Annotated in this window: 21 protein-coding genes; 12 read left to right on the top strand and 9 right to left on the bottom strand. The window is 60.0% G+C overall.

The features are described 5' to 3' along the window. Position 1 precedes the first annotated feature (1 nt). From ACTJKS_RS15985 to ACTJKS_RS15995, 3 genes are all read right to left on the bottom strand, one after another. Positions 2-460, bottom strand: a complete 459-nt coding sequence (locus tag ACTJKS_RS15985) for a tripartite tricarboxylate transporter TctB family protein (RefSeq protein WP_041070398.1) — start codon at positions 458-460, stop codon at positions 2-4. A 58-nt stretch (positions 461-518) separates the two neighbouring features. Further along, on the bottom strand, positions 519-1,496 hold the full coding sequence (locus ACTJKS_RS15990; RefSeq protein ID WP_041070529.1) for a Bug family tripartite tricarboxylate transporter substrate binding protein: 978 nt from the start codon (positions 1,494-1,496) through the stop codon (positions 519-521). 94 nt (positions 1,497-1,590) lie between these two features. Then, on the bottom strand, positions 1,591-2,883 hold the full coding sequence (locus ACTJKS_RS15995) for an OprD family porin (RefSeq protein WP_108181942.1): 1,293 nt from the start codon (positions 2,881-2,883) through the stop codon (positions 1,591-1,593). Positions 2,884-3,120: 237 nt separating this feature from the next. Between ACTJKS_RS15995 and ACTJKS_RS16000 the strand changes: the two genes are divergently transcribed. Together ACTJKS_RS16000 and ACTJKS_RS16005 are read left to right on the top strand one after the other, a co-directional pair. Beyond that, positions 3,121-3,792 carry a response regulator gene (locus tag ACTJKS_RS16000; RefSeq protein WP_041070394.1) on the top strand — a complete coding sequence of 224 codons (672 nt, stop codon included), beginning with the start codon at positions 3,121-3,123 and terminating at the stop codon, positions 3,790-3,792. Beyond that, the gene (locus ACTJKS_RS16005) at positions 3,785-5,170 is read left to right on the top strand and encodes a sensor histidine kinase (protein WP_086792025.1); all 1,386 of its coding nucleotides are present in this window, start codon (positions 3,785-3,787) and stop codon (positions 5,168-5,170) included. The genes ACTJKS_RS16000 and ACTJKS_RS16005 overlap by 8 nt, the downstream gene beginning before the upstream one ends. A 50-nt stretch (positions 5,171-5,220) precedes the next feature. Here the strand turns inward: ACTJKS_RS16005 and ACTJKS_RS16010 are convergent, their stop codons facing one another. Further along, positions 5,221-6,042: an HDOD domain-containing protein gene (locus tag ACTJKS_RS16010; RefSeq protein WP_262948902.1), complete on the bottom strand. Its 822-nt coding sequence runs from the start codon at positions 6,040-6,042 to the stop codon at positions 5,221-5,223. Between the two features lie 35 nt (positions 6,043-6,077). Continuing rightward, on the bottom strand, positions 6,078-7,019 hold the full coding sequence (gene ygfZ, locus ACTJKS_RS16015; RefSeq protein WP_262948900.1) for a CAF17-like 4Fe-4S cluster assembly/insertion protein YgfZ: 942 nt from the start codon (positions 7,017-7,019) through the stop codon (positions 6,078-6,080). A 149-nt stretch (positions 7,020-7,168) separates the two neighbouring features. Between ygfZ and ACTJKS_RS16020 the strand changes: the two genes are divergently transcribed. Then, positions 7,169-7,423, top strand: a complete 255-nt coding sequence (locus tag ACTJKS_RS16020; RefSeq protein WP_007963266.1) for an FAD assembly factor SdhE — start codon at positions 7,169-7,171, stop codon at positions 7,421-7,423. Continuing rightward, positions 7,407-7,859: a protein YgfX gene (locus tag ACTJKS_RS16025; RefSeq protein ID WP_108181944.1), complete on the top strand. Its 453-nt coding sequence runs from the start codon at positions 7,407-7,409 to the stop codon at positions 7,857-7,859. The genes ACTJKS_RS16020 and ACTJKS_RS16025 overlap by 17 nt, the downstream gene beginning before the upstream one ends. Here the strand turns inward: ACTJKS_RS16025 and nadB are convergent. Next, the gene (gene nadB / locus ACTJKS_RS16030) at positions 7,828-9,444 is read right to left on the bottom strand and encodes an L-aspartate oxidase (RefSeq protein ID WP_086792017.1); all 1,617 of its coding nucleotides are present in this window, start codon (positions 9,442-9,444) and stop codon (positions 7,828-7,830) included. The genes ACTJKS_RS16025 and nadB overlap by 32 nt on opposite strands. Positions 9,445-10,002: 558 nt before the next feature. On the opposite strand from nadB, the gene rpoE reads away from it, so the two are divergent. The 4 genes from rpoE (at position 10,003) to ACTJKS_RS16050 (ending at position 13,814) form a co-directional block, all read left to right on the top strand. Further along, on the top strand, positions 10,003-10,584 hold the full coding sequence (gene rpoE, locus ACTJKS_RS16035) for an RNA polymerase sigma factor RpoE (protein ID WP_003172477.1): 582 nt from the start codon (positions 10,003-10,005) through the stop codon (positions 10,582-10,584). Positions 10,585-10,614: 30 nt separating this feature from the next. Beyond that, a complete protein-coding gene (locus ACTJKS_RS16040) occupies positions 10,615-11,202 on the top strand; it encodes a sigma-E factor negative regulatory protein (protein WP_041070379.1) in 588 nt (195 codons plus the stop codon). Between the two features lie 8 nt (positions 11,203-11,210). Next, positions 11,211-12,173: a MucB/RseB C-terminal domain-containing protein gene (locus tag ACTJKS_RS16045; protein ID WP_198758615.1), complete on the top strand. Its 963-nt coding sequence runs from the start codon at positions 11,211-11,213 to the stop codon at positions 12,171-12,173. Between the two features lie 210 nt (positions 12,174-12,383). Beyond that, positions 12,384-13,814, top strand: coding sequence for a DegQ family serine endoprotease (locus ACTJKS_RS16050; RefSeq protein WP_047598084.1), 1,431 nt, complete (start codon positions 12,384-12,386; stop codon positions 13,812-13,814). 80 nt (positions 13,815-13,894) lie between these two features. Here the strand turns inward: ACTJKS_RS16050 and ACTJKS_RS16055 are convergent, their stop codons facing one another. After that, entirely contained in the window at positions 13,895-15,328 is a 1,434-nt protein-coding gene (locus ACTJKS_RS16055; RefSeq protein WP_041070373.1) for a M48 family metalloprotease, read from the bottom strand. Between the two features lie 98 nt (positions 15,329-15,426). On the opposite strand from ACTJKS_RS16055, the gene ACTJKS_RS16060 reads away from it, so the two are divergent. Together ACTJKS_RS16060 and ACTJKS_RS16065 are read left to right on the top strand one after the other, a co-directional pair. Next, complete coding sequence (locus ACTJKS_RS16060; RefSeq protein WP_007963279.1) at positions 15,427-15,666, top strand: sulfurtransferase TusA family protein; 240 nt, start codon at positions 15,427-15,429, stop codon at positions 15,664-15,666. Between the two features lie 32 nt (positions 15,667-15,698). Continuing rightward, positions 15,699-16,769 carry an AI-2E family transporter gene (locus ACTJKS_RS16065; protein WP_027614463.1) on the top strand — a complete coding sequence of 357 codons (1,071 nt, stop codon included), beginning with the start codon at positions 15,699-15,701 and terminating at the stop codon, positions 16,767-16,769. 93 nt (positions 16,770-16,862) lie between these two features. Here the strand turns inward: ACTJKS_RS16065 and ACTJKS_RS16070 are convergent, their stop codons facing one another. Continuing rightward, positions 16,863-17,336, bottom strand: a complete 474-nt coding sequence (locus tag ACTJKS_RS16070; RefSeq protein WP_108181946.1) for a peroxiredoxin — start codon at positions 17,334-17,336, stop codon at positions 16,863-16,865. A gap of 10 nt (positions 17,337-17,346) precedes the next feature. After that, positions 17,347-17,907: a glycine cleavage system protein R gene (locus tag ACTJKS_RS16075; RefSeq protein WP_007963284.1), complete on the bottom strand. Its 561-nt coding sequence runs from the start codon at positions 17,905-17,907 to the stop codon at positions 17,347-17,349. A 325-nt stretch (positions 17,908-18,232) separates the two neighbouring features. Here ACTJKS_RS16075 and dapA point away from each other — a divergent pair, with 325 nt between their 5' ends. Both dapA and bamC read left to right on the top strand, forming a co-directional pair. Continuing rightward, complete coding sequence (gene dapA / locus ACTJKS_RS16080) at positions 18,233-19,111, top strand: 4-hydroxy-tetrahydrodipicolinate synthase (RefSeq protein ID WP_047292292.1); 879 nt, start codon at positions 18,233-18,235, stop codon at positions 19,109-19,111. 17 nt (positions 19,112-19,128) lie between these two features. Beyond that, positions 19,129-20,244, top strand: coding sequence for an outer membrane protein assembly factor BamC (gene bamC / locus ACTJKS_RS16085; RefSeq protein ID WP_041070366.1), 1,116 nt, complete (start codon positions 19,129-19,131; stop codon positions 20,242-20,244).

Consider the following 20,244-nt stretch of genomic DNA (forward strand, 5'->3'; position numbering starts at 1 on the left):
ATCAGTTCTCCAGAACGCTGAGCAGGCCAAGGGGCAGCGGAACGTCCATCAAACGGTCGAACAGCAGGTAAAGACCGATGGCCATCAGGCTGATGATCGCCACGCTGGGCAACCAGCGACCGCCGTACAGGCGTGCCATCGGGATGCCGGTGATGACGCTGGCGATGATGAAACCCAGCGATTCAAATGTGCCGGCGAACACCAGCAGCAGGACGACGCAGATGCCGATCTTGATCAGGGTTTCGCGATCCAGCGGCGGTTCGTCCGCGCTGTGTTTGATGGGGGCCGGGCGGAACACCATGTACAGCAGCGCCAGGCCCATCAGGCCGAGCATCAGCAAGGGAAAGGCACGCGGGCCGACCGGTTCATAAGAAAAAGCCGCTTGATACGGCCACGCCATCAGCGCCAGGCCGACGCAGGCCAGCAACAGCACCGAGGCGAAAATGCGTTGTAAGAGCATGGGGAACTCCTGTGCCGAGGCCTCGATGCACGAGGCCGCAGCCGCTAGAAAGAGACGATCACTGAATCAGGCCGAACTCTTTGGCCAGCACCTTGTAATCCGCCACCTGCTTCTTCACGTAGGTGTCCAGCTCCGGGCCGGTCATGGCGAACGGGAACAGTTCACGCTGATCGCGCAGCTTGGCGAAATCGTCCGAGGCCAGCAGTTTGTCAAAAGCGTCTTTCCACCAGGCGTAGTCTTCGTCGCTGACTTTTGGCCCGAGGTAGAAACCGCGAACCACTGGCCAGACGATGTCGTAACCCTGCTCGCGGGCGGTCGGGATGTCTTTCATTTCCGGCTCGTCGAGGCGTTTGTCGGCGAATACTGCCAACAGGCGCATGTCACCGCTCTGGATGTGCGGCATGGAGTCGGAAATGTCGGTGCTGCCGACCTGGATGTGCCCGCCAAGCAGCGCGGTGGCAATTTCGCCGCCACCTTCGAGGGCGACATAACGCAGGTCACGCGGGTTGATCCCGGCAGCCTTGGCGATCAGGGCGGTTTGCATCCAGTCCTGGCTGCCGACGGTGCCGCCGGAGCCGATGACCACCGAGCTCGGATCTTTCTTCAAGGCTTTGACTAGATCGTCGAGGGTCTTGTAGGGCGAATCGCTTTTCACCGCGATGGCGCCGTAGCTGGTGCCGACGGCCGCGAGCCAGCGCACATTGGTCTCGTCGAAACGACCGAACTTGCCTTGCGCCAGGTTCAGCAGCGAACCGCTGGACCACGCCACCAGCGTGCCCGCATCGGCCGGACGCTGAGCGACGACCGCGTTGTACGCCACCGCGCCGACACCGCCGGGCATGTAGGTCACACGCATCGGCTTGGTCAGCAGTTTTTCATTGACCAGCGCGCTCTGCGCCAGTTTGCAGGTCAGGTCGAAACCGCCGCCGGGGGAGGCCGGGGCGATGCATTCCGGGCGCTTCGGTTCGGCCATCAGTTGGCCGGCGAACAGCATGACGCCAGCGGCCAGAGCAACTTTACGCAGTGATAAGTTCATTGGTTTCTCCACGGTCTTCTTGTTGTAGGGCTTTTTGCAGGAGCTGCCGCAGGCTGCGATCTTTTGATCTTCCAACCCGCAGCATTTCAATCAATTACCAAAGGGCAACGCTATAGCTCACCAGCAGACGCACTTCATCGGCATCGCGAGCGGAGTAGTTGGAACGGTAGGTGGCATTACGCAGGCGTACGGCAACGTCCTTCAAGGCGCCGCTTTGTACTACATATTTGATCTCGGTGTTGCGCTCCCACTCTTTGCCTTCATCGCCGTTCTTGAGCTTGATGTTGTCACCGCTCAGGTAACGACTCATGAACGACAGGCCGGGGATGCCGAGGCGCGCAAAGTCGAAGTCGTAACGCGCCTGCCAGGAGCGTTCCTCGGCGCCGGCGAAGTCGTTGATCTGCACGAAGTTGACCAGGTACGGGTCGCTGCCATCGACATACGGGAAGGCGCTGTCGCCGGACATGTGCTGATAACCGGCGGTGAACTTGTGGCCGCTCAGGGCATAGCTGACCAGGCCATTGAGCGAGCGGTTGTCGATCTCGCCACCACGGGCCGCGCCCTGATCGTCACTGACCGCAAAACGCAGGTCGGTTGCGAATGTGCCCGGGCCCATCGGCCGCGAGGCGACCAGGCCGAAGAAATGCTGGTTGTAGACTTCGTCGAGTTGGGCGAAATGGTAGCTGCCGGTGATCTTGTCGGTGAACTTGTAGTCCACGCCGGCAAAATCGAAATGCTTGCCGGCCACGGTGCCAGCGAAACGGCTGTTCTTGTTATTGAGGGCAATGTCCTCGAAATCGGTGCTGTCGCGATCCTTGGCTTTCTCCAGACGCCCGCCGGTGAAGGTCAGGTTCTTGATCTCTTTGGAGGTCAGCAAACCGCCCTCGAAGGTCTGCGGCAGGATGCGCCCGTCGTTCGGTTTGAGGATCGGCAATTCAGGCATCAGGCTGCCGATTTTCAGTTCGGTGGCAGAGATTTTCACTTTGCCGGTCAGGCCGACCTTGGAATATTCGTCAGCGGCGCGCCCGTCATCGTGGGTCGGCAGCAGGCCGGTGCCGGTGCGATCCGGACTCGAATCAAGTTTGACCCCCAACATGCCCAGCGCATCGACACCGAACCCCACGGTGCCGTCGGTGTAACCCGATTGCAGGTTGAGCATGAACCCTTGGGCCCATTCATCCCGCTTGCTTTGCTGGGCACTGGTGCCGTCGCGAAAGTCGCGGTTGAAGTACATGTTGCGGGTTTCGAAGGTGGCGGAACTGTCTTTGATGAAGTCGGCGTAGCTCAGCGGTGAAAAACCGGCGAGGGCGGCGGCACTGGCGAGGGCGGTGTGGCTGAAACGCAAAGGGCGAGCGGGCGTGAAAGCCCTGGTCTGCAAGGACGGCATGCGCGGTGTACTCCGTTTATTGTTCTTATTGGTCGAAAACGCTTCGTGGCGTTTTTCGTAGCGCTGTGTGGCAGCAGCGACGGCAGTCGAAACTGTCCGTGACCGGACTCTAACGGCCTAACCTTTCGCTAACCTTTCAGCTGGATTTCGCGGTTTTCGGGCTTCACAGTGGCGGTTGCGGCTGTAAACTCCGCGGCAAAGAATGGCGTCGGCCATCCCTGAATGAGGTAAGGATCCATGCGTGTTCTGCTCGTCGAAGACCATTTGCAGCTGGCCGAAAGCGTCGCCCAGGCGCTCAAGAGCACCGGTCTGACTGTGGACGTGTTGCACGATGGCGTGGCCGCCGACCTGGCGCTGGGCAGCGAGGAGTACGCGATGGCAATCCTCGATGTCGGCCTGCCGCGCATGGACGGTTTCGAGGTGCTGGCGCGTCTGCGCGCACGTGGCAAGAATCTGCCGGTGTTGATGCTGACGGCGCGCAGCGATGTGAAGGACCGTGTACACGGCTTGAATCTCGGCGCTGACGATTACCTCGCCAAACCGTTCGAACTGAGCGAGCTCGAAGCGCGGGTCAAAGCCCTGCTGCGACGCAGTGTGCTCGGCGGCGAACGCCAGCAGCGTTGCGGCGTGCTGGCCTATGATCTCGACACCCGACGTTTCAGCCTTGGCGAAGAATTGCTGACCCTGACCTCTCGCGAACAGGCCGTGCTCGAAGCATTGATCGCCCGCCCGGGACGGGTGATGAGCAAGGAGCAACTCGCCGCGCAAGTGTTCGGTCTCGACGAAGAAGCCAGCCCCGACGCCATCGAAATCTACGTGCATCGCCTGCGCAAGAAACTCGACGGCCAGCCTGTGGCGATCGTGACTTTCCGTGGCCTCGGTTACCTGCTGGAAAGCCGCGATGCATAAGCCCAGCAGCCTGCGCTGGCGGTTGCTGTGGAACCTCGCGTTGCTGCTGGTGGTGTTGATGCTCGCCAGTGGTCTGAGCGCGTACTGGAATGGTCGCGAAGCCGCCGACACGGCTTACGACCGAACCCTGCTGGCCTCGGCGCGAACCATCGCCGCCGGCCTCTCGCAGCGCGACGGCACGCTCAGCGCCGACGTGCCCTACGTGGCCCTCGATACTTTCGCCTACGACAGTGCCGGGCGGATCTATTACCAGGTCAACGACATCCACCAGAAGCTGATTTCCGGCTACGAAAACCTGCCCGGGCCGCCACCCGGTACGCCAAGAACCGACGATTACCCGGCGCTCGCGCGCTTTTACAACGCGACCTATCGCGGGCAGAACGTGCGTGTGGTCAGCCTGCTCAAAGCGGTCACCGAACCGAACATGAACGGCATGGCGGAAATCCGCGTCGCCGAAACCGATGAGGCGCGCGTCGCCATGGCGCGCAGTCTGGCGGCCGATACGCTGTTGCGTCTGGGCATGCTCGCCATCGGCGCGTTGTTGCTGGTGTGGTTCGCGGTGAGTGCTGCGCTGCGCCCGCTGGAGCGTCTGCGCACGGCGGTGGAGGAGCGCCAGCCCGATGATTTGCGGCCGCTGCCGCTGGTGGAGGTGCAACATGAATTGTGGCCGCTGGTGCGCGCGCTCAATCACTTCACCGAGCGTCTACGTGGACAGTTCGAGCGGCAGGCGCAGTTCATCGCCGATGCCGCTCACGAACTGCGCACGCCACTGGCGGCGTTGAAGGCGCGGCTGGAGTTGGGGCTGCGTTCCAGCGAGCCGGAAACCTGGCGCACAACCCTGGAGTCATCGGCGCAAAGCACCGATCGCCTGACCCATCTGGCCAATCAACTGCTGTCGCTGGCACGGGTGGAAAACGGTGCCCGGGCGATTGCCGAGGGCGGCGCGCAATTATTGGATCTGAGTCAGTTGGCCCGCGAACTGGGCATGGCCATGGCGCCTCTGGCCCACGCGCGCGGCGTCGCACTGGCGCTGGAGGCGGATGAACCGGTATGGCTGCGCGGCGAGCCGACGTTGCTCAATGAACTGTTGAGCAATCTGGTGGACAACGCCCTGGCGCATACGCCACCGGGCGGCAACGTGATTCTGCGGGTCGCGGCACCGGCGGTGCTTGAGGTTGAAGATGACGGGCCGGGGATTCCGCTGGAGGAGCGTGATCGGGTGTTTGAACGCTTTTATCGGCGCAATCAGCAGGTCGCGGGTTCAGGGTTGGGGCTGGCGATTGTCGGAGAGATCTGCCGGGCGCATCTGGCGCAGATCACCTTGCATGATGGCGAGCAGGCCGGTTTGAAGGTTCGGGTGAGTTTTATTGCCGGATAGCAGCCGAGAGGGCTTTTGTGGCGAGGGAGGAAGCTCCCTCGCCACGAGTATCAGTAAAACATCGTCCGCGACTCTTCCAGATCTACACACAATTGTTCGTTCTCCGGATCGATCCCAAGCTTTCTGAATGCCGGCACACTGAGCGGGTCAATCCGTGAAATCGGATGATCGCTGTCTTTGTGGCAGTACAGGCTCGCGACCTGAACCAGATCGACGTAATCGATCTGTGCCGAGTCGCGCTTGAAATCCAGGTACAGCCCAGGCAGCTCCACCAGTTGCTCGGGAAATTCCCAGACCCGCAACAGCTTGTCGCCCAGCAGCGGGTGAATGTGGTCGATCACATGATTGAGGCTGACCGGATCCGACAGCAGTTCGTAGTGATCTTCGGCGTAAGTCAGGATCGGCAGCACGCCGATCTGATGCACCAGTCCGCCCAGCGCTGCCTGATCAGGTTTGAGTTGGGTGTGGCGGCGGCACAGGGCATAGCTGACGCCGGCGATTTCCAGGCTCTTGCGCCAGACTTCGCGCATCTTCTGTTCGACCACGTCGGAGCGGGCGTGGAAGATCTGTTCCATCACCAGCCCGATCGCCAGGTTGCTGCTGTAGTTCACCCCCAGCCGAGTGATCGCGGTGTGCAGGTCGGTGACTTCCTGGGTCGCACGCAGCAACGGGCTGTTGACCACTTTGATCAGGCGCGCCGACAGCGCCGTGTCGCGGCCAATGACTTTGCTCAGATCGCTGACGCTGATCTCCGGATCTTCGGCGGCCTTGCGAATTTGCAGGGCCACTTCCGGTAACGTTGGCAGAACCAGGTCATCGTTATCGATGGCCTCAACCAAATCCTGTTGGACCTTATCCGCCAGCTCGCTCATGTAGATTCTCTAGGGTGTTGCAACAAAAGCTGCGATCAGCGCTGGATTTCGCGGTCGCGATCCAGTTCGTAGGGCAGGTCGAGCAAATGCAGGGCTGGCCCTTCGAGGGTGCCCAGGTGCAGATCACCCGCTTCGGCAGCTTCGGCCTGCAACACCGCCAGCAGTTCAATCTTTTCTGCGGCGCGGGCGGCAATCACCACTTCGCCGATGGCGCTGCTGTGGCTTGGGGCGAACAGCGGGGTGCCCGGCTCTGGCAATTCGCTCGCGTCCAGTTGCACGCGATAGAGGCGACGCTTGAGCTTGCCCAGGTACTGCATGCGCGCGACGATTTCCTGTCCGGTGTAGCAACCTTTCTTGAAACTCACGCCGCCGATGGCCTGCAGGTTGAGCATCTGCGGGATGAACAGCTCGCGGGTGGTCGGCATGACCTGACCGATCCCGGCGCGAATCTGCCCCAGCAGCCATTGGTTCAGCTCGCCTTCCGGCAGGGCGGCGACGAGTTTGGCCTTGATGGCATTGGCTTGATCGGCCGGTGTCCAGAGCTCGGCGCGATCCGCCGAGACGCGAATCGCGATCAGGCCTGCGTTGCGCACCACGGCATCGGTCTCGCGCGGCAGGTCCAGACCCAGGCTGGCCAATGCGGCGTCGCCGTGTTCCAGGCCAAAACGCACCCAGGCGGCGCTTTCGTCGGTCAACTTGGATTTGGAGAATACGGCGTACTTTTTCAGATCTGCCAGTTGCGGCTCCAGCAGTTCGCTGGCCATCGCCAGCAGCACGCCATCACCTTCGAGCAGAATGCGGAAGCTTGACTGCATCCGGCCTTTTTGCGTACAGCGTGCGCCAAGGCTGGCCTGGCTGTCGCTGAGGTAATTGATGTTGCAGGTCAATTGGCCTTGCAGGAATTTGCCGGCATCCGCGCCGCGAACCGCGAGTACGCCTTCATGAGACAGGGTGCAGAAAAAAGCAGAATCGGCCATGGTTCATCGCAGGGTAAAAAGTCTGGGGCACATCATAAGGGCGCGTTGTTGAAATGGGTAGTTGATAAAGGATCGGTGGTGCCCGACCAAAGCCGACTGTGCGACCCGCGCCGGGGCTGTATACTGCGCGCCTATTTGAGGAGGGCTCCATGGTCGAACAAGTTGAACTCAATCGCCTCTTCTGGCACAGCCGCCGCGGCATGCTGGAACTTGACGTGCTGCTGGTGCCGTTCGTGCAGGAGGTCTATCCGCACCTCAACCAGGTCGATCGCGACTTGTATGTCCGACTGCTGACCTGTGAAGACCAGGACATGTTCGGCTGGTTCATGGAGCGCAGCGAATCCGAAGACCCGGAACTACAGCGCATGGTCCGGATGATCCTGGACCGTGTTCAGCCCAAGTAACACCTTCGAATGCCGCTGGCATGCCTCACGGCAGTTGCTGGCGGCGTATCTGTTGGCCCAGGCGTTCGCACTGGGCGTGTTGTTTCTCCTGTCGATTCCACTCTGGGCCAGTCTGCTCGGAGCTTTCGCCTGTCTGCTGCACGCCGCGTGGGTGCTGCCACGGCAGATTCTGCTGAAGCATCCGCAGGCCTTTTGCCGATTACGCCGCGACGCCGATGGCTGGCAGTTGTGGAATCAGGCAGTGGGGTGGCAAGCCGTACAGCTGTGCCCTGACAGCCTGGCGTTGCCCTTGATTGTGGTGCTGCGCTTTCGTCTGCGCGGCGAGCGGCGGGTGCGTTCGATCTGCGTACCGCGAGACTCGCAGGCGGCGGATGTGCACCGACGCCTGCGAGTGCGGCTCAAGTTCAGCCGGCGTAGGTGGGCGGCACCAGAATAGTGTCGAGCGCCTCGGGCAGCAGGTTCGGATAGTCGAGTGTGTAATGCAGGCCGCGACTTTCCTTGCGCTCCATGGCTGAGCAGATCATCAGCTCGGCGACTTGCGCGAGATTGCGCAGCTCGATCAGGTCGCGACTGACTTTATAGTTGCTGTAGAACTCGTCGATCTCGTCCAGCAGCAGGCGCACGCGGTGCTGCGCCCGTTGCAGGCGCTTGTTGGTGCGCACGATCCCCACGTAGTCCCACATGAAGCGGCGCAGCTCATCCCAGTTGTGGGCGATGATCACGTCTTCGTCGGAATCGGTTACCTGGCTGGCGTCCCACTCGGGCAGGGCGTTTGGCGCGGTGACGGCATCCAGTTGCGCAAGAATGTCCGCTGCCGCCGAGCGGGCATAAACGAAGCATTCGAGCAGCGAGTTGCTGGCCATGCGATTGGCCCCGTGCAAACCCGTGAAGCTGGTTTCGCCAATGGCGTACAGCCCCGGCACGTCGGTGCGACCGTGTTGATCGACCATCACGCCACCACAGGTGTAGTGCGCCGCGGGTACGACCGGGATCGGTTGCCTGGTGATGTCGATGCCGAAACCCAGGCAGCGCTCATAAACTGTCGGGAAGTGGCTTTTGATGAAGGCTTCGGGCTTGTGGCTGATATCGAGATAGACGCAGTCGACACCCAGGCGCTTCATTTCATGGTCGATGGCACGGGCGACGATGTCGCGTGGCGCCAGTTCGGCACGTTTGTCGAAACGCGGCATGAACCGTTCGCCATTGGGCAGCTTCAGGTGCGCACCTTCGCCACGCAAGGCTTCAGTGATCAGGAAACTCTTGGCTTGTGGGTGATACAGGCAAGTGGGGTGGAACTGGTTGAATTCCAGGTTTGCCACCCGGCAGCCCGAGCGCCAAGCCATGGCAATGCCATCACCGCAGGCGCCATCGGGGTTGCTGGTATAGAGGTAAACCTTGGCGGCGCCGCCGGACGCGAGGATCACGAAACGCGCGCCGTAGGTATCGACTTCGCCGGTCGCGCGATTCAGCACGTAGGCACCGAGGCAGCGCTCGCCGTCCAGGCCCAGACGACGCTCGGTGATCAGATCAACGGCAACCCGTTGTTCCAGCAGCTCTATATTGCTGCGCTCTCTGGCTTGGGCGAGCAGGGTGGTGAAAATCGCTGCGCCGGTTGCGTCGGCGGCGTGGATGATGCGCCGATGACTGTGACCGCCCTCGCGGGTCAGGTGGAATTCGAAGCCGCCGTCTTCGGTGCCGGACTGTTCGTCGCGGGTGAACGGCACGCCCTGGTCGATCAACCACTGGATGGCTTCCCGACTGTGCTCGACAGTGAAACGCACCGCGTCTTCATGGCACAGACCGCCGCCGGCGTTCAGGGTGTCATCGACGTGGGATTCGACAGTATCGGTATCGTCCAGCACGGCAGCGACGCCGCCCTGGGCCCAATAGGTCGAACCGTTGGCCAGATCACCTTTGCTCAATACGGCAATGCGCAAATGACCCGGCAGGGTCAGCGCGAGACTCAAACCGGCAGCGCCGCTGCCAATCACCAGAACATCGTGTTGAAACTGTTGGCTCATTTCAGGATTCCGCTCAAAGCGACCCGGATCGGGGTTGGCGCAAGACAGCTGGATCGGCGAGTCAAGACAGCCACACAGCCCACTAGTATATAGAGGGGTGGAGCGGCACAATAGCCGGGCTTGTATGGCATTGTGAAACTACTGTGACGACAAAAGCCTGACGTTTCGTCGGACGTTTTTTTCGGTCGTTTTGGGAAAAGGCGACTGTATCGAGGATGAAACAGGCTTTTTCAGCGCACGGTCGTTCAATGTCGCGCCAGCATGGCTATAAATAATTGGAACTTTTGCCAGAGGCCCAAGATCAATAGACAGTTGCCAGAAACACGGGACAGTGTCGGCTTCAATGCAGAACCTGCGATTGGGTTTTTGCCGGCGAACCGATGACAAGATTATTCGCGCAGCCGGTTTATCCCGCGCTGCGTTTTTCGTGCGTGCCAAATCAGAGCCCGCAGGAAACTTGCCTGGAGGGGGAGAACTTTTGCGAAAAGCCCGAGTCTATGTTTGCAAGTCTGGTCGTTTAGTTATGCAAGCCTCCTCCATGCTTATCGAGGAGTGTTCATGCTAACCCAGGAAGAGGATCAGCAGCTGGTCGAGCGCGTTCAGCGTGGCGACAAGCGAGCTTTCGATCTGCTGGTGCTGAAATATCAGCACAAAATTCTCGGGTTGATCGTGCGTTTCGTGCACGACACCCATGAAGCCCAGGATGTGGCTCAGGAAGCCTTTATCAAGGCGTACCGAGCATTAGGAAACTTTCGCGGAGACAGCGCGTTCTATACGTGGCTTTACCGCATTGCCATCAACACGGCAAAAAACTATCTGGTTTCACGCGGCCGCCGGCCGCCGGATAGCGATGTAAGTTCTGAAGACGCAGAGTTCTACGACGGCGATCATGGCCTCAAGGATCTCGAATCACCGGAACGCGCGTTGCTGAGGGATGAGATCGAAGGCACCGTCCATCGAACCATTCAGCAACTGCCAGAGGATTTGCGTACGGCGTTAACTTTACGTGAATTCGATGGTCTGAGTTACGAGGACATTGCGAGCGTCATGCAGTGTCCGGTGGGTACCGTGCGCTCCCGGATTTTCCGCGCTCGGGAGGCCATCGATAAAGCCCTGCAGCCGTTGTTGCAGGAAAACTGAGACAGCGGCGACAGCCAAGAGAGGAACGCCATGAGTCGTGAAGCCCTGCAGGAATCGCTGTCCGCAGTGATGGATAACGAAGCGGACGAATTGGAATTGCGTCGAGTGATCAATGCACTGGACGATGTTGAAACCCGTGAGACCTGGGCTCGTTACCAGATCGCCCGGGCAGCCATGCACAAGGACCTGCTGCTTCCGCGTCTGGACATCGCTGCGGCAGTCTCTGCTGCGCTGGAAGACGAAACGGCTCCAGCCAAAGTATCCCGTGGTCCATGGCGTAACCTCGGTCGTCTGGCCGTTGCCGCTTCGGTGACCGTTGCCGTACTGGCCGGTGTTCGTCTGTACAACCAGGACGAAATCGCGGGTGTCGAGTTGGCTCAGCAGTCCAATCAGCCTTCGCTGGTAGCGCCACAAGCCAAAGGCCCGGCAGTGCTGGCAGGCTATAAGGAAAGCTCGGAAACCACCGGTCCGATGGCCAATGGCGTTCTGCAAGGTCAGCCAGGCTGGCATGATCAGCGTCTGCCAGGTTATCTCCGCCAGCATGCCCAGCAGGCTGCGCTGAAAGGTACTGAAAGCGCCTTGCCTTATGCGCGTGCAGCAAGCATGGAAAACCGTTAAGGAGGATCATGCGCGCCATACCTTTACTTTCGCTTCTGCTCAGTGGCTGGTTCGTTGTTCCAGCCCACGCTGATGAGGCCCAGGACTGGTTGAACCGTCTGGGCCAGGCCGAACAGCAGCAAAGCTTTCAAGGCACCTTCGTTTACGAGCGTAACGGTAGTTTTTCTACCCATAACATCTGGCATCGTGTCCAGAACGGTCAGGTTCGCGAGCGTCTTGTTCAACTGGACGGCTCGGCGCAGGAAGTGGTGCGCATTGATGGGCATACTCAATGTGTCAGTGGCACTCTGATTGCGGGGTTGGGAGACTCTTCCAACTCGACCGCTCGTGCGTTTGATCCCCAAAAGCTAAAAAATTGGTATGAGCTTGCCGTCATCGGCAAGTCGCGCGTGGCCGGGCGTGATGCGGTTATCGTATCGCTGACGCCGCGAGACCAGCATCGCTATGGTTTCGAGCTTCATCTGGACAAACAGACCGCCCTGCCGCTTAAGTCATTACTGCTCAATGACAAGGGGCAGTTGCTCGAGCGTTTCCAGTTCACCAGTCTTGATACCGCTGATGTCCCGTCGGACAAAGACCTTCAAGCTGGCGCCGAGTGCAAGGCCGTTACTATTGATAGTGACAAGGCCTCTGCCGTGAAGGCGGCTCAGGTCTGGCATTCCGACTGGCTCCCTCCGGGTTTCGTGCTAACCAGCAGCACCTCGCACAAAGATCCGGAAACCAAGACTCAAGTCAGCAGCCTGATGTATGACGACGGTCTGGCGCGTTTTTCGGTATTTCTTGAGCCGTTGAACGGTGCAACAGTGACCGATACCCGCACGCAGTTGGGGCCGACTGTTGCCGTTTCTCGCCGCCTCACCACGCCCGAGGGTGAGATGATGGTCACGGTGGTCGGAGAAATTCCAATCGGCACAGCTGAACGCATTGCTTTGTCGATGCGCAACGATGGCACTGCAACCAGCAAGCAGTGAGCTGATTTCAGTCATTTCCACCTCTTCGTCGAGACGTAGATGAAATGTTTGCTCAGCATTTTCATTTGCAAATCACCCGAAAGTTTTTTATAGGTCAGAGCCTCACGGCTCTGGCCTTGTCTGTTGTTCCCGGAACAAAAATACCGGCCCGCGGTTCCCGGTGTTCCTTGCTCCATATCGCTTAACCCTGCTCGTCGTAACGGGAGCTGTATGTCGATACTTAGCTTGAAGTCTTATCTCTCCATTTTCGCCACCGTGCTGGTGCTGGGTCAGGCTGTCCCCGCTGTCCAGGCGGCCGACCTGCCGGATTTCACCCAACTGGTTGAACAGGCCTCGCCTGCAGTGGTGAACATCAGTACCACGCAGAAACTGCCGGACCGCAAGGTGAATCAGCAGATGCCTGACCTGGAAGGCTTGCCGCCGATGTTGCGCGAGTTCTTCGAGCGCGGCATGCCGCCTCAGCAGCGTTCGCCGCGCGGCGACCGTCAGCGTGAAGCACAATCGCTGGGTTCGGGCTTCATCATTTCTTCGGATGGCTACATCCTGACCAACAACCATGTGATTGCCGATGCCGACGAAATCCTCGTGCGTCTTGCAGATCGCAGTGAAATGAAAGCCAAGCTGATCGGCACCGATCCGCGCTCCGACGTGGCCCTGCTGAAAATCGATGGCAAGGATCTGCCGGTGCTCAAACTCGGCAAGTCCCAGGACCTGAAAGCCGGTCAGTGGGTGGTGGCGATCGGGTCGCCGTTCGGCTTTGACCACACCGTGACCCAAGGCATTGTCAGTGCCGTCGGCCGTAGCCTGCCGAACGAAAACTACGTGCCGTTCATTCAGACCGACGTCCCCATCAACCCGGGTAACTCCGGTGGCCCGCTGTTCAACCTGAACGGTGAAGTGGTCGGGATCAACTCGCAGATCTACACCCGGTCCGGTGGCTTCATGGGTGTGTCGTTCGCCATTCCGATCGATGTGGCGATGGACGTTTCCAATCAGTTGAAAAGCGGTGGCAAGGTCAGCCGTGGCTGGCTGGGTGTGGTCATCCAGGAAGTGAACAAGGATCTGGCCGAGTCGTTCGGTCTTGATAAGCCGGCCGGTGCGCTGGTTGCGCAGATTCAGGATGACGGTCCGGCAGCCAAGGGTGGCCTGCAAGTGGGTGACGTGATCCTGAGCATGAACGGTCAGCCGATCGTCATGTCCGCTGACTTGCCACATCTGGTCGGTGCGCTGAAAGCGGGCGCCAAAGCCAACCTTGAAGTGATTCGTGACGGCAAGCGCAAGAATGTCGAGCTGACTGTCGGCGCGATTCCGGACGAGGACAAAGAGCTGGCAGCGCTGCCGAAATCCGGCGCGGAAAGCAGCAGCAATCGCCTCGGTGTTTCGGTGGTCGAGTTGACCGCCGAGCAGAAGAAAACCTACGACCTCAAGGGCGGAGTGGTGATCAAGGAAGTTCAGGACGGTCCTGCGGCCCTGATCGGTCTGCAGCCGGGTGACGTGATCACTCACCTGAACAACCAGGCCATCGGCTCCACCAAGGAGTTCACCGAGATCGCCAAGGCACTGCCGAAGAATCGTTCGGTGTCGATGCGCGTACTGCGTCAAGGTCGCGCGAGCTTCATCACCTTCAAACTGGCTGAATAACCCGGTTGCGGTGAAATAAAAAACCGCCTCGAAAGAGGCGGTTTTTTTATGCCTGAAATTTTTATGTCGCTGATGAGAACTCAGCCCATCATGTCCTTGATCATGCGTTCCTGCTCCATCAGCTCGCGCTGGCGCGCATCGATCCGCGAGGACAGCGGGAAGTTGCTGCCCGCCTTGCGTTTGGCAAAATCGAGCTGCTGGATCGCCTGACGATAGTCCCCCACCAGCGCAAAGTATTCGGCGCGAGCCTGATGCAGACCGATGATATTGCCGGACAGGCCACGAGTTTCAGCGACCTGATACCACACGTCCGGATCGTTCGGACGAGATTTGAGCAAGCTGTCGAGGGCTTTTTCCGCGTCAGCGGTGCGATTCTGTTTCAGCAACAGATCGACACGAACCTGATTCAACGGGTAGTTGCCCGGATATTGCGTGAGCATCCGGTCCACTCGGGTTTGCGCATCCGGCAGGCGGTTGTTGGTGATGTCCAGGTCGATCTGCGCGAGGTTGTAGATGATCTCGTTAGGCGACTTGGCCAGCAATTGCTTGAGGTTCTCCCGCGCTTCATTGAGCTGACCACCCTTGATCTGGGCGATTGCCAGGCCATAGCGCGCCACGTCATTCTTCGGGTTCTCATCCAGTTGTGCGCGGAAGCGCTTGGCGCCCAGCCCCGGGGTTTCTTCGTAGATCAGCTGTACGCGGGCGCGGATCAGCTGATAGCGCATGCTGTCTTCGATGCCGCCCGCTGGCGCCTGTTCTGCGCGGTTACGGGTGTCGGCGATACGCGATTCGGTCACCGGGTGAGTCAGCAGAAATTCCGGCGGCTTGGCGTCGAAGCGGTATTGGCGCATCAGACGTTCGAACATGGTCGGCATCGAGCGCGGGTCGTATCCGGCCTTTTCCAGGTTGAGGATGCCAATACGGTCGGCTTCCTGTTCGTTCTGGCGCGAGAAGGTACGTTGCGATTGAATGGCTGCTGCTTGACTGCCGGCAATGGTCGCGATCCCGGCATCACCACCACCGGCAGCGGCAATCACGATGCCAGCCAGCAGCGCCGCCATCATCGGTACCTGCATCCGTTGCGAAGCTTCGACGCCACGAGCAAAGTGACGTTGCGACAAGTGAGCCAGTTCGTGAGCCAGTACCGAGGCATATTCGCCTTCGGTCTGCGCATTGAGGAACAGCCCGCCGTTGACCCCGACCACGCCACCTGGCGCCGCGAAGGCGTTGAGCTGCGGGCTGTTGATCAGGATAAATTCGAGGCGGCGGTCAGTTACCTGGCTGGTTTCCACCAGCTTGTAGACGCTGGACTCGACGTAGTCCTTGAGTTGCGGATCGTTGAGTTGTGCAACCTGACTGCGCAACATAGCCAGCCAGGCGCGGCCCAGCTGATATTCCTGTTGCGGTGAGACAATGGCAGAACTGGCGTCGCCAAGTGACGGCAGATCGTCGGCAAAGCCCGGTGAGGCGAGCAGGCAAGCGAGCGTCAACAGGGTAGGGCGCAGAAATGTCATGCACAAAGCCTTAGAAGACAAAGACCTTACTGTAGCCGGACACCGGGCCCGCGACCAGATATTCTAGGCCGCTCGACCATCTGAACCGGAGTGACGCAATGACTGACGCTGTAGCCCATGATTGTGAACTGGACGCCAGTGGCCTGAATTGCCCGTTGCCGTTGCTCAAGGCCAAAATGGAACTCAACAAGCTGCCCAGCGGCGCCGTACTCAAGGTGATCGCCACGGACGCGGGCTCGCAGCGTGACTTCCGCACCTTTGCCCGTTTGGCCGGTCATACGCTGCTGCGCGAAGAAGACGAAGCAGGCGTTTACCGTTACTGGTTGAAGAAAGCCTGAAACCCACCGCGTAAAAGACCCAGGGATTATTGATGTTCAAAGTGTTACGCGACTGGATTCAGCGCTACTTTTCCGACGAAGAAGCGGTGGTGCTGGCAGTGCTGCTGTTTCTCGCCTTCACCGCAGTGCTCACGCTCGGTGGCATGCTCGCGCCGGTACTGGCGGGGATGGTGCTGGCGTACCTGATGCAGGGGCTGGTGCTTGCTCTTGAGCGTATGCGCGTGCCTGGTGCGGCGGCGGTGGGCCTGGTGTTTGCGCTGTTCATGGGCGTGTTGCTGGTGTTTATCGTGGTGGTGTTGCCGCTGCTCTGGCATCAGTTGATCACCTTGTTCAACGAGCTGCCGGGCATGCTCGCCAAGTGGCAGTCGCTGCTGCTGTTGCTGCCCGAGCGCTATCCGCATCTGGTTTCTGACGAGCAGGTGCTGCAAGCCATCGAAGCCGCGCGTGGCGAAATCGGCAAATTCGGGCAGTGGGCGCTGACCTTCTCGCTGTCGAGCCTGCCCCTGCTGGTCAACATCATGATCTATCTGGTGCTGGTGCCGATCCTGGTGTTTTTCTTTCTCAAGGATCGGGCCATGATCGGCGAGTGGGTGCGCGGCTATCTGCCTCGCGAGCGGGCGCTGATTACCCGGGTCGCGCAGGAAATGAACCGGCAGATTGCCAATTACATTCGTGGCAAGGTCATCGAAATCGTGATCTGCGGCGGCGTGACCTATATCGCCTTCGTCGCCCTCGGCCTCAACTATGCGGCGCTGCTGGCGTTGCTGGTCGGGGTGTCGGTGGTCGTGCCGTACGTCGGTGCGGTGGTGGTGACCGTACCGGTGCTGCTGATCGCGCTATTCCAATGGGGCTGGAGCGATCAGTTCATTTATCTGATGGCGGTCTACGGAATCATTCAGACGCTGGATGGCAACGTGCTGGTGCCTTTGCTGTTTTCCGAGGCGGTCAACCTGCACCCGGTGGCCATCATCTGCGCGGTGCTGTTGTTTGGCGGGTTGTGGGGCTTCTGGGGCGTGTTCTTTGCGATTCCGCTGGCGACGCTGTTCAAGGCAGTGCTGGATGCCTGGCCGCGCAAGGAGCCTGTGGTGGCTCCGTTACTATAAAAGCAAAAAGATCGCAGCCTGCGGCAGCTCCTACAGGGAAACNATTCCAATGTAGGAGCTGCCGCAGGCTGCGATCTTTTGATCTTTTGATCTTCAGGCTTTATTCAGCGCCTGAGCCGCAGCCAGCACCGCATCCACATGCCCCGGCACTTTCACGCCGCGCCATTCCTGACGCAGCACACCGTCCTTGTCGATCAGGAATGTGCTGCGATCGACGCCCAGGTATTCCTTGCCGTACAGCTTCTTCAGCTTGATCACGTCGAACAGCTGGCAGACGGCTTCGTCCTTGTCGCTGATCAGCTCGAACGGAAATTCCTGCTTGCACTTGAAGTTCTCGTGGGACTTCAGGCTGTCGCGGGAAATCCCGAAGATTTCCGTGTTGGCAGCCTGAAACGCCGCGTACTGGTCACGAAAACCCTGGCCTTCGGTGGTGCAGCCCGGGGTGCTGTCCTTCGGATAGAAGTAGATCACCACTTGCTTGCCCTTCAAGGCAGACAGACTGATGGTCTGCCCGCTGGTGGCAGGTGCTTCGAAATCCGCAACGGGTTGGTCGATGACAACGGCCATGAAAGCTTCCTTACATTGGGTTTTGTGGGCGCCAAGGCTCGATGAGGGCATCCAGGTTCATCGCGTCGGCGAAATCCAGGAACTGGTCGCGCAGCCAGCTGATCTGGGTGCCGGCCGGCAGAGTCACGGTAAAGGTGGCGTTGAGCATGGTGCCGCCGGTCTGCGGGGCCTGATAGGTATCGCAGGTCAGGTTTTCCAGCTCGACGTTGTGGTCCATGAAGAACTGGCACAGCTCATTGATGATGTCCGGGCGATACGCCGAGCTGACATAAGCTACATAAGGCAGCGCCTGCGGGCGATTTTCCAGCGCCGCACTGCGTACCACGTTGACGGTGAAGGCGTGGCGCTTGGCCAGGGTTGGCAGGCTGCCTTCGAGGCGGGCCAAGGCGTCCCAGCTACCGGAAATTTCCAGTACCAGGGCACTGCACTCGCCGTGGCGGGTCAGGCGGGAAGTGACGACGGCGCAGCGATTTTCATGGCTGGCGCGGCACAGGACGTTAGTCAGCTCCATGGGGTTGGCGCCAAGGGCACTGATGACAAGGAATTGTTCGCGAACTGTGGGGGTGGACATGCAGCATTCCTAAAGCGATGAGCGGTCGGTAGGTCGATGGGCGTTGGCCGTCGGGATGCGTCTGCGCGTGCCCGTTCAGAAAGCCCCGGACCCTGGCTCGCGATTCGCTCCAATAAAGGCGGAACGTACAGCTGCGACACTGGAACGGGGCCTGGGAGGCCGAAAGGGGAGGCTGGAACCCGGCTTACAAGCTGATCTGTACCGATCAAAGTCTGAAGGGTAGCGAAAACCGACGCCAAGGGGAATGGCGGCGCAGTACTTCGCTTGTGCAAGCATCTTGGCGCCAGTACCATTACCGCTCTCTTTTTCCGGCAGGAGCGGTTTCATGATTGCGGGCAGTATGGTGGCACTGGTCACTCCCATGGATGCACAAGGGCGTCTTGACTGGGACAGCCTCAGCAAACTCGTGGACTTCCATCTCAAGAACGGCACCCATGCCATTGTCGCGGTCGGTACTACCGGCGAGTCGGCAACCCTTGATGTAGAAGAACACATCGCCGTCATCAAAGCCGTGGTCAAACAGGTCGCAGGCCGCATCCCGGTGATCGCCGGTACCGGTGCGAATTCGACCCGCGAAGCCGTCGAGCTGACCCGCAACGCCAAGGAAGCCGGCGCCGACGCCTGCCTGCTGGTCGTGCCGTACTACAACAAGCCGACCCAGGAAGGCCTGTACCAGCACTTCAAGCACATTGCCGAAGCCGTCGACATTCCACAGATTCTCTACAACGTTCCCGGCCGCACCTCCTGCGACATGCAGGCCGAGACGGTGATTCGCCTGTCCACCGTGCCGAACATCATCGGCATCAAGGAAGCCACCGGCGACCTGAAACGCGCCAAAGCCATCATCGACGGCGTGAGCAAGGACTTCATCGTGCTGTCCGGCGATGATCCGACCGCGGTCGAGCTGATCCTGCTGGGTGGCAAAGGCAACATATCCGTAACAGCGAACGTCGCCCCGCGCGAAATGGCTGACCTGTGCGAGGCCGCGTTGAAAGGCGACGCCGATACCGCACGGGCAATCAATGAAAAACTGATGCCGTTGCACAAGGACCTGTTCATCGAAGCCAACCCGATTCCGGTGAAGTGGGCTCTGGTTGAAATGGGCTTGATGCACGAAGGCATCCGCCTGCCGCTGACCTGGCTGAGCGCTCCTTGTCATGAAACGCTTCGCACGGCCCTGCGCCAGTGCAGCGTCCTGGTTTAATTGAGGAAGTACAACGCATGAAGCGAATGGCCGGACTTTCCGCACTTGCCTTGATTATCTCCAGCACCAGTGGCTGCGGATGGGTCTGGGGCCCGGAAGGTTATTTCCGTGACCGTGGTAGCGATTACCTGGAAGCGCAACAGACTGCACCGATGCAATTGCCACCGAATGTCAGCACCTCCAAGCGCCTCGACCCGCTGTTGCCGATCCCGCGCAACGTGGCCGATGACACTGCCAAAGGCGAATACGTGGTGCCGCGTCCACAACCGCTGACCGCGATTGCCGATGCAACCGACTACTCGCTGCAGAAGAGCGGTGACTCGCGTTGGGTCGTGGCCCAGCACCCACCGGCCGAAGTCTGGCCAGTGGCGGTGCAGTTTTTCCAGGACAACGGTTTCCGTCTGGATGAACAGCGTCCGCAAACCGGTGAATTCACCACCACCTGGCAGCATTCTGACGAGCTGTCCGCCGCCATGGCCAAGCGCCTGAGCGCAGCGGGTGTCGGCGCCGACAGCGAAACCCGCGTGCGGGTGCGCATCGAGCCGGGCGTGCAGCGCAACACCAGTGAAATCTACGTGGTCAGCGCCGAGCGTCCTGCCGGCAGCACCGCTGACGTCGATTTCACCAACCGTTCGGTCAACACTGGCCTGGACGCTGCGCTGGTCGACGACATGCTGGCGAGCATGAGCCGGACCTCCGAAAAGGGTGGTTCGGTGTCGATGCTGGCTTCGCGTGATTTCGATACCCCAAGCCGTGTCAGCCTCAGCGAAGACGGTAGCGGCAACCCAGTGTTGAACGTCGGTCCGGATCTGGATCGTGCCTGGTCGAGCGTCGGTCGTGCGCTGGAGCAAGGTCAGTGGCGCGTTGAAGACATCAACCGCAGCCTGGGCCTGTACTACATCAACCTGGCCGAAAAAGCCGAGAAGAAAGACGAGAAGCCTGGTTTCTTCAGCAGCCTGTTCGGCAGTGCGCCGACCAAAGAGGAAGTTGAAGCCCGCGCCGAGCGTTATCAGGTTCGCCTGAGCAAGGTCGGTGAAAACGTTCAGGTAACCGTCGAGAAGAACATCAACACCGTTGCGCCGGCCGATGTGGCCCGCAAAGTGTTGAGCGTGATTCAGGACAACCTGGGCTGA

The sequence above is a fragment of the Pseudomonas sp. 22189 genome (assembly GCF_052045635.1).
GTDB classification, from domain to species: domain Bacteria; phylum Pseudomonadota; class Gammaproteobacteria; order Pseudomonadales; family Pseudomonadaceae; genus Aquipseudomonas; species Aquipseudomonas parakoreensis.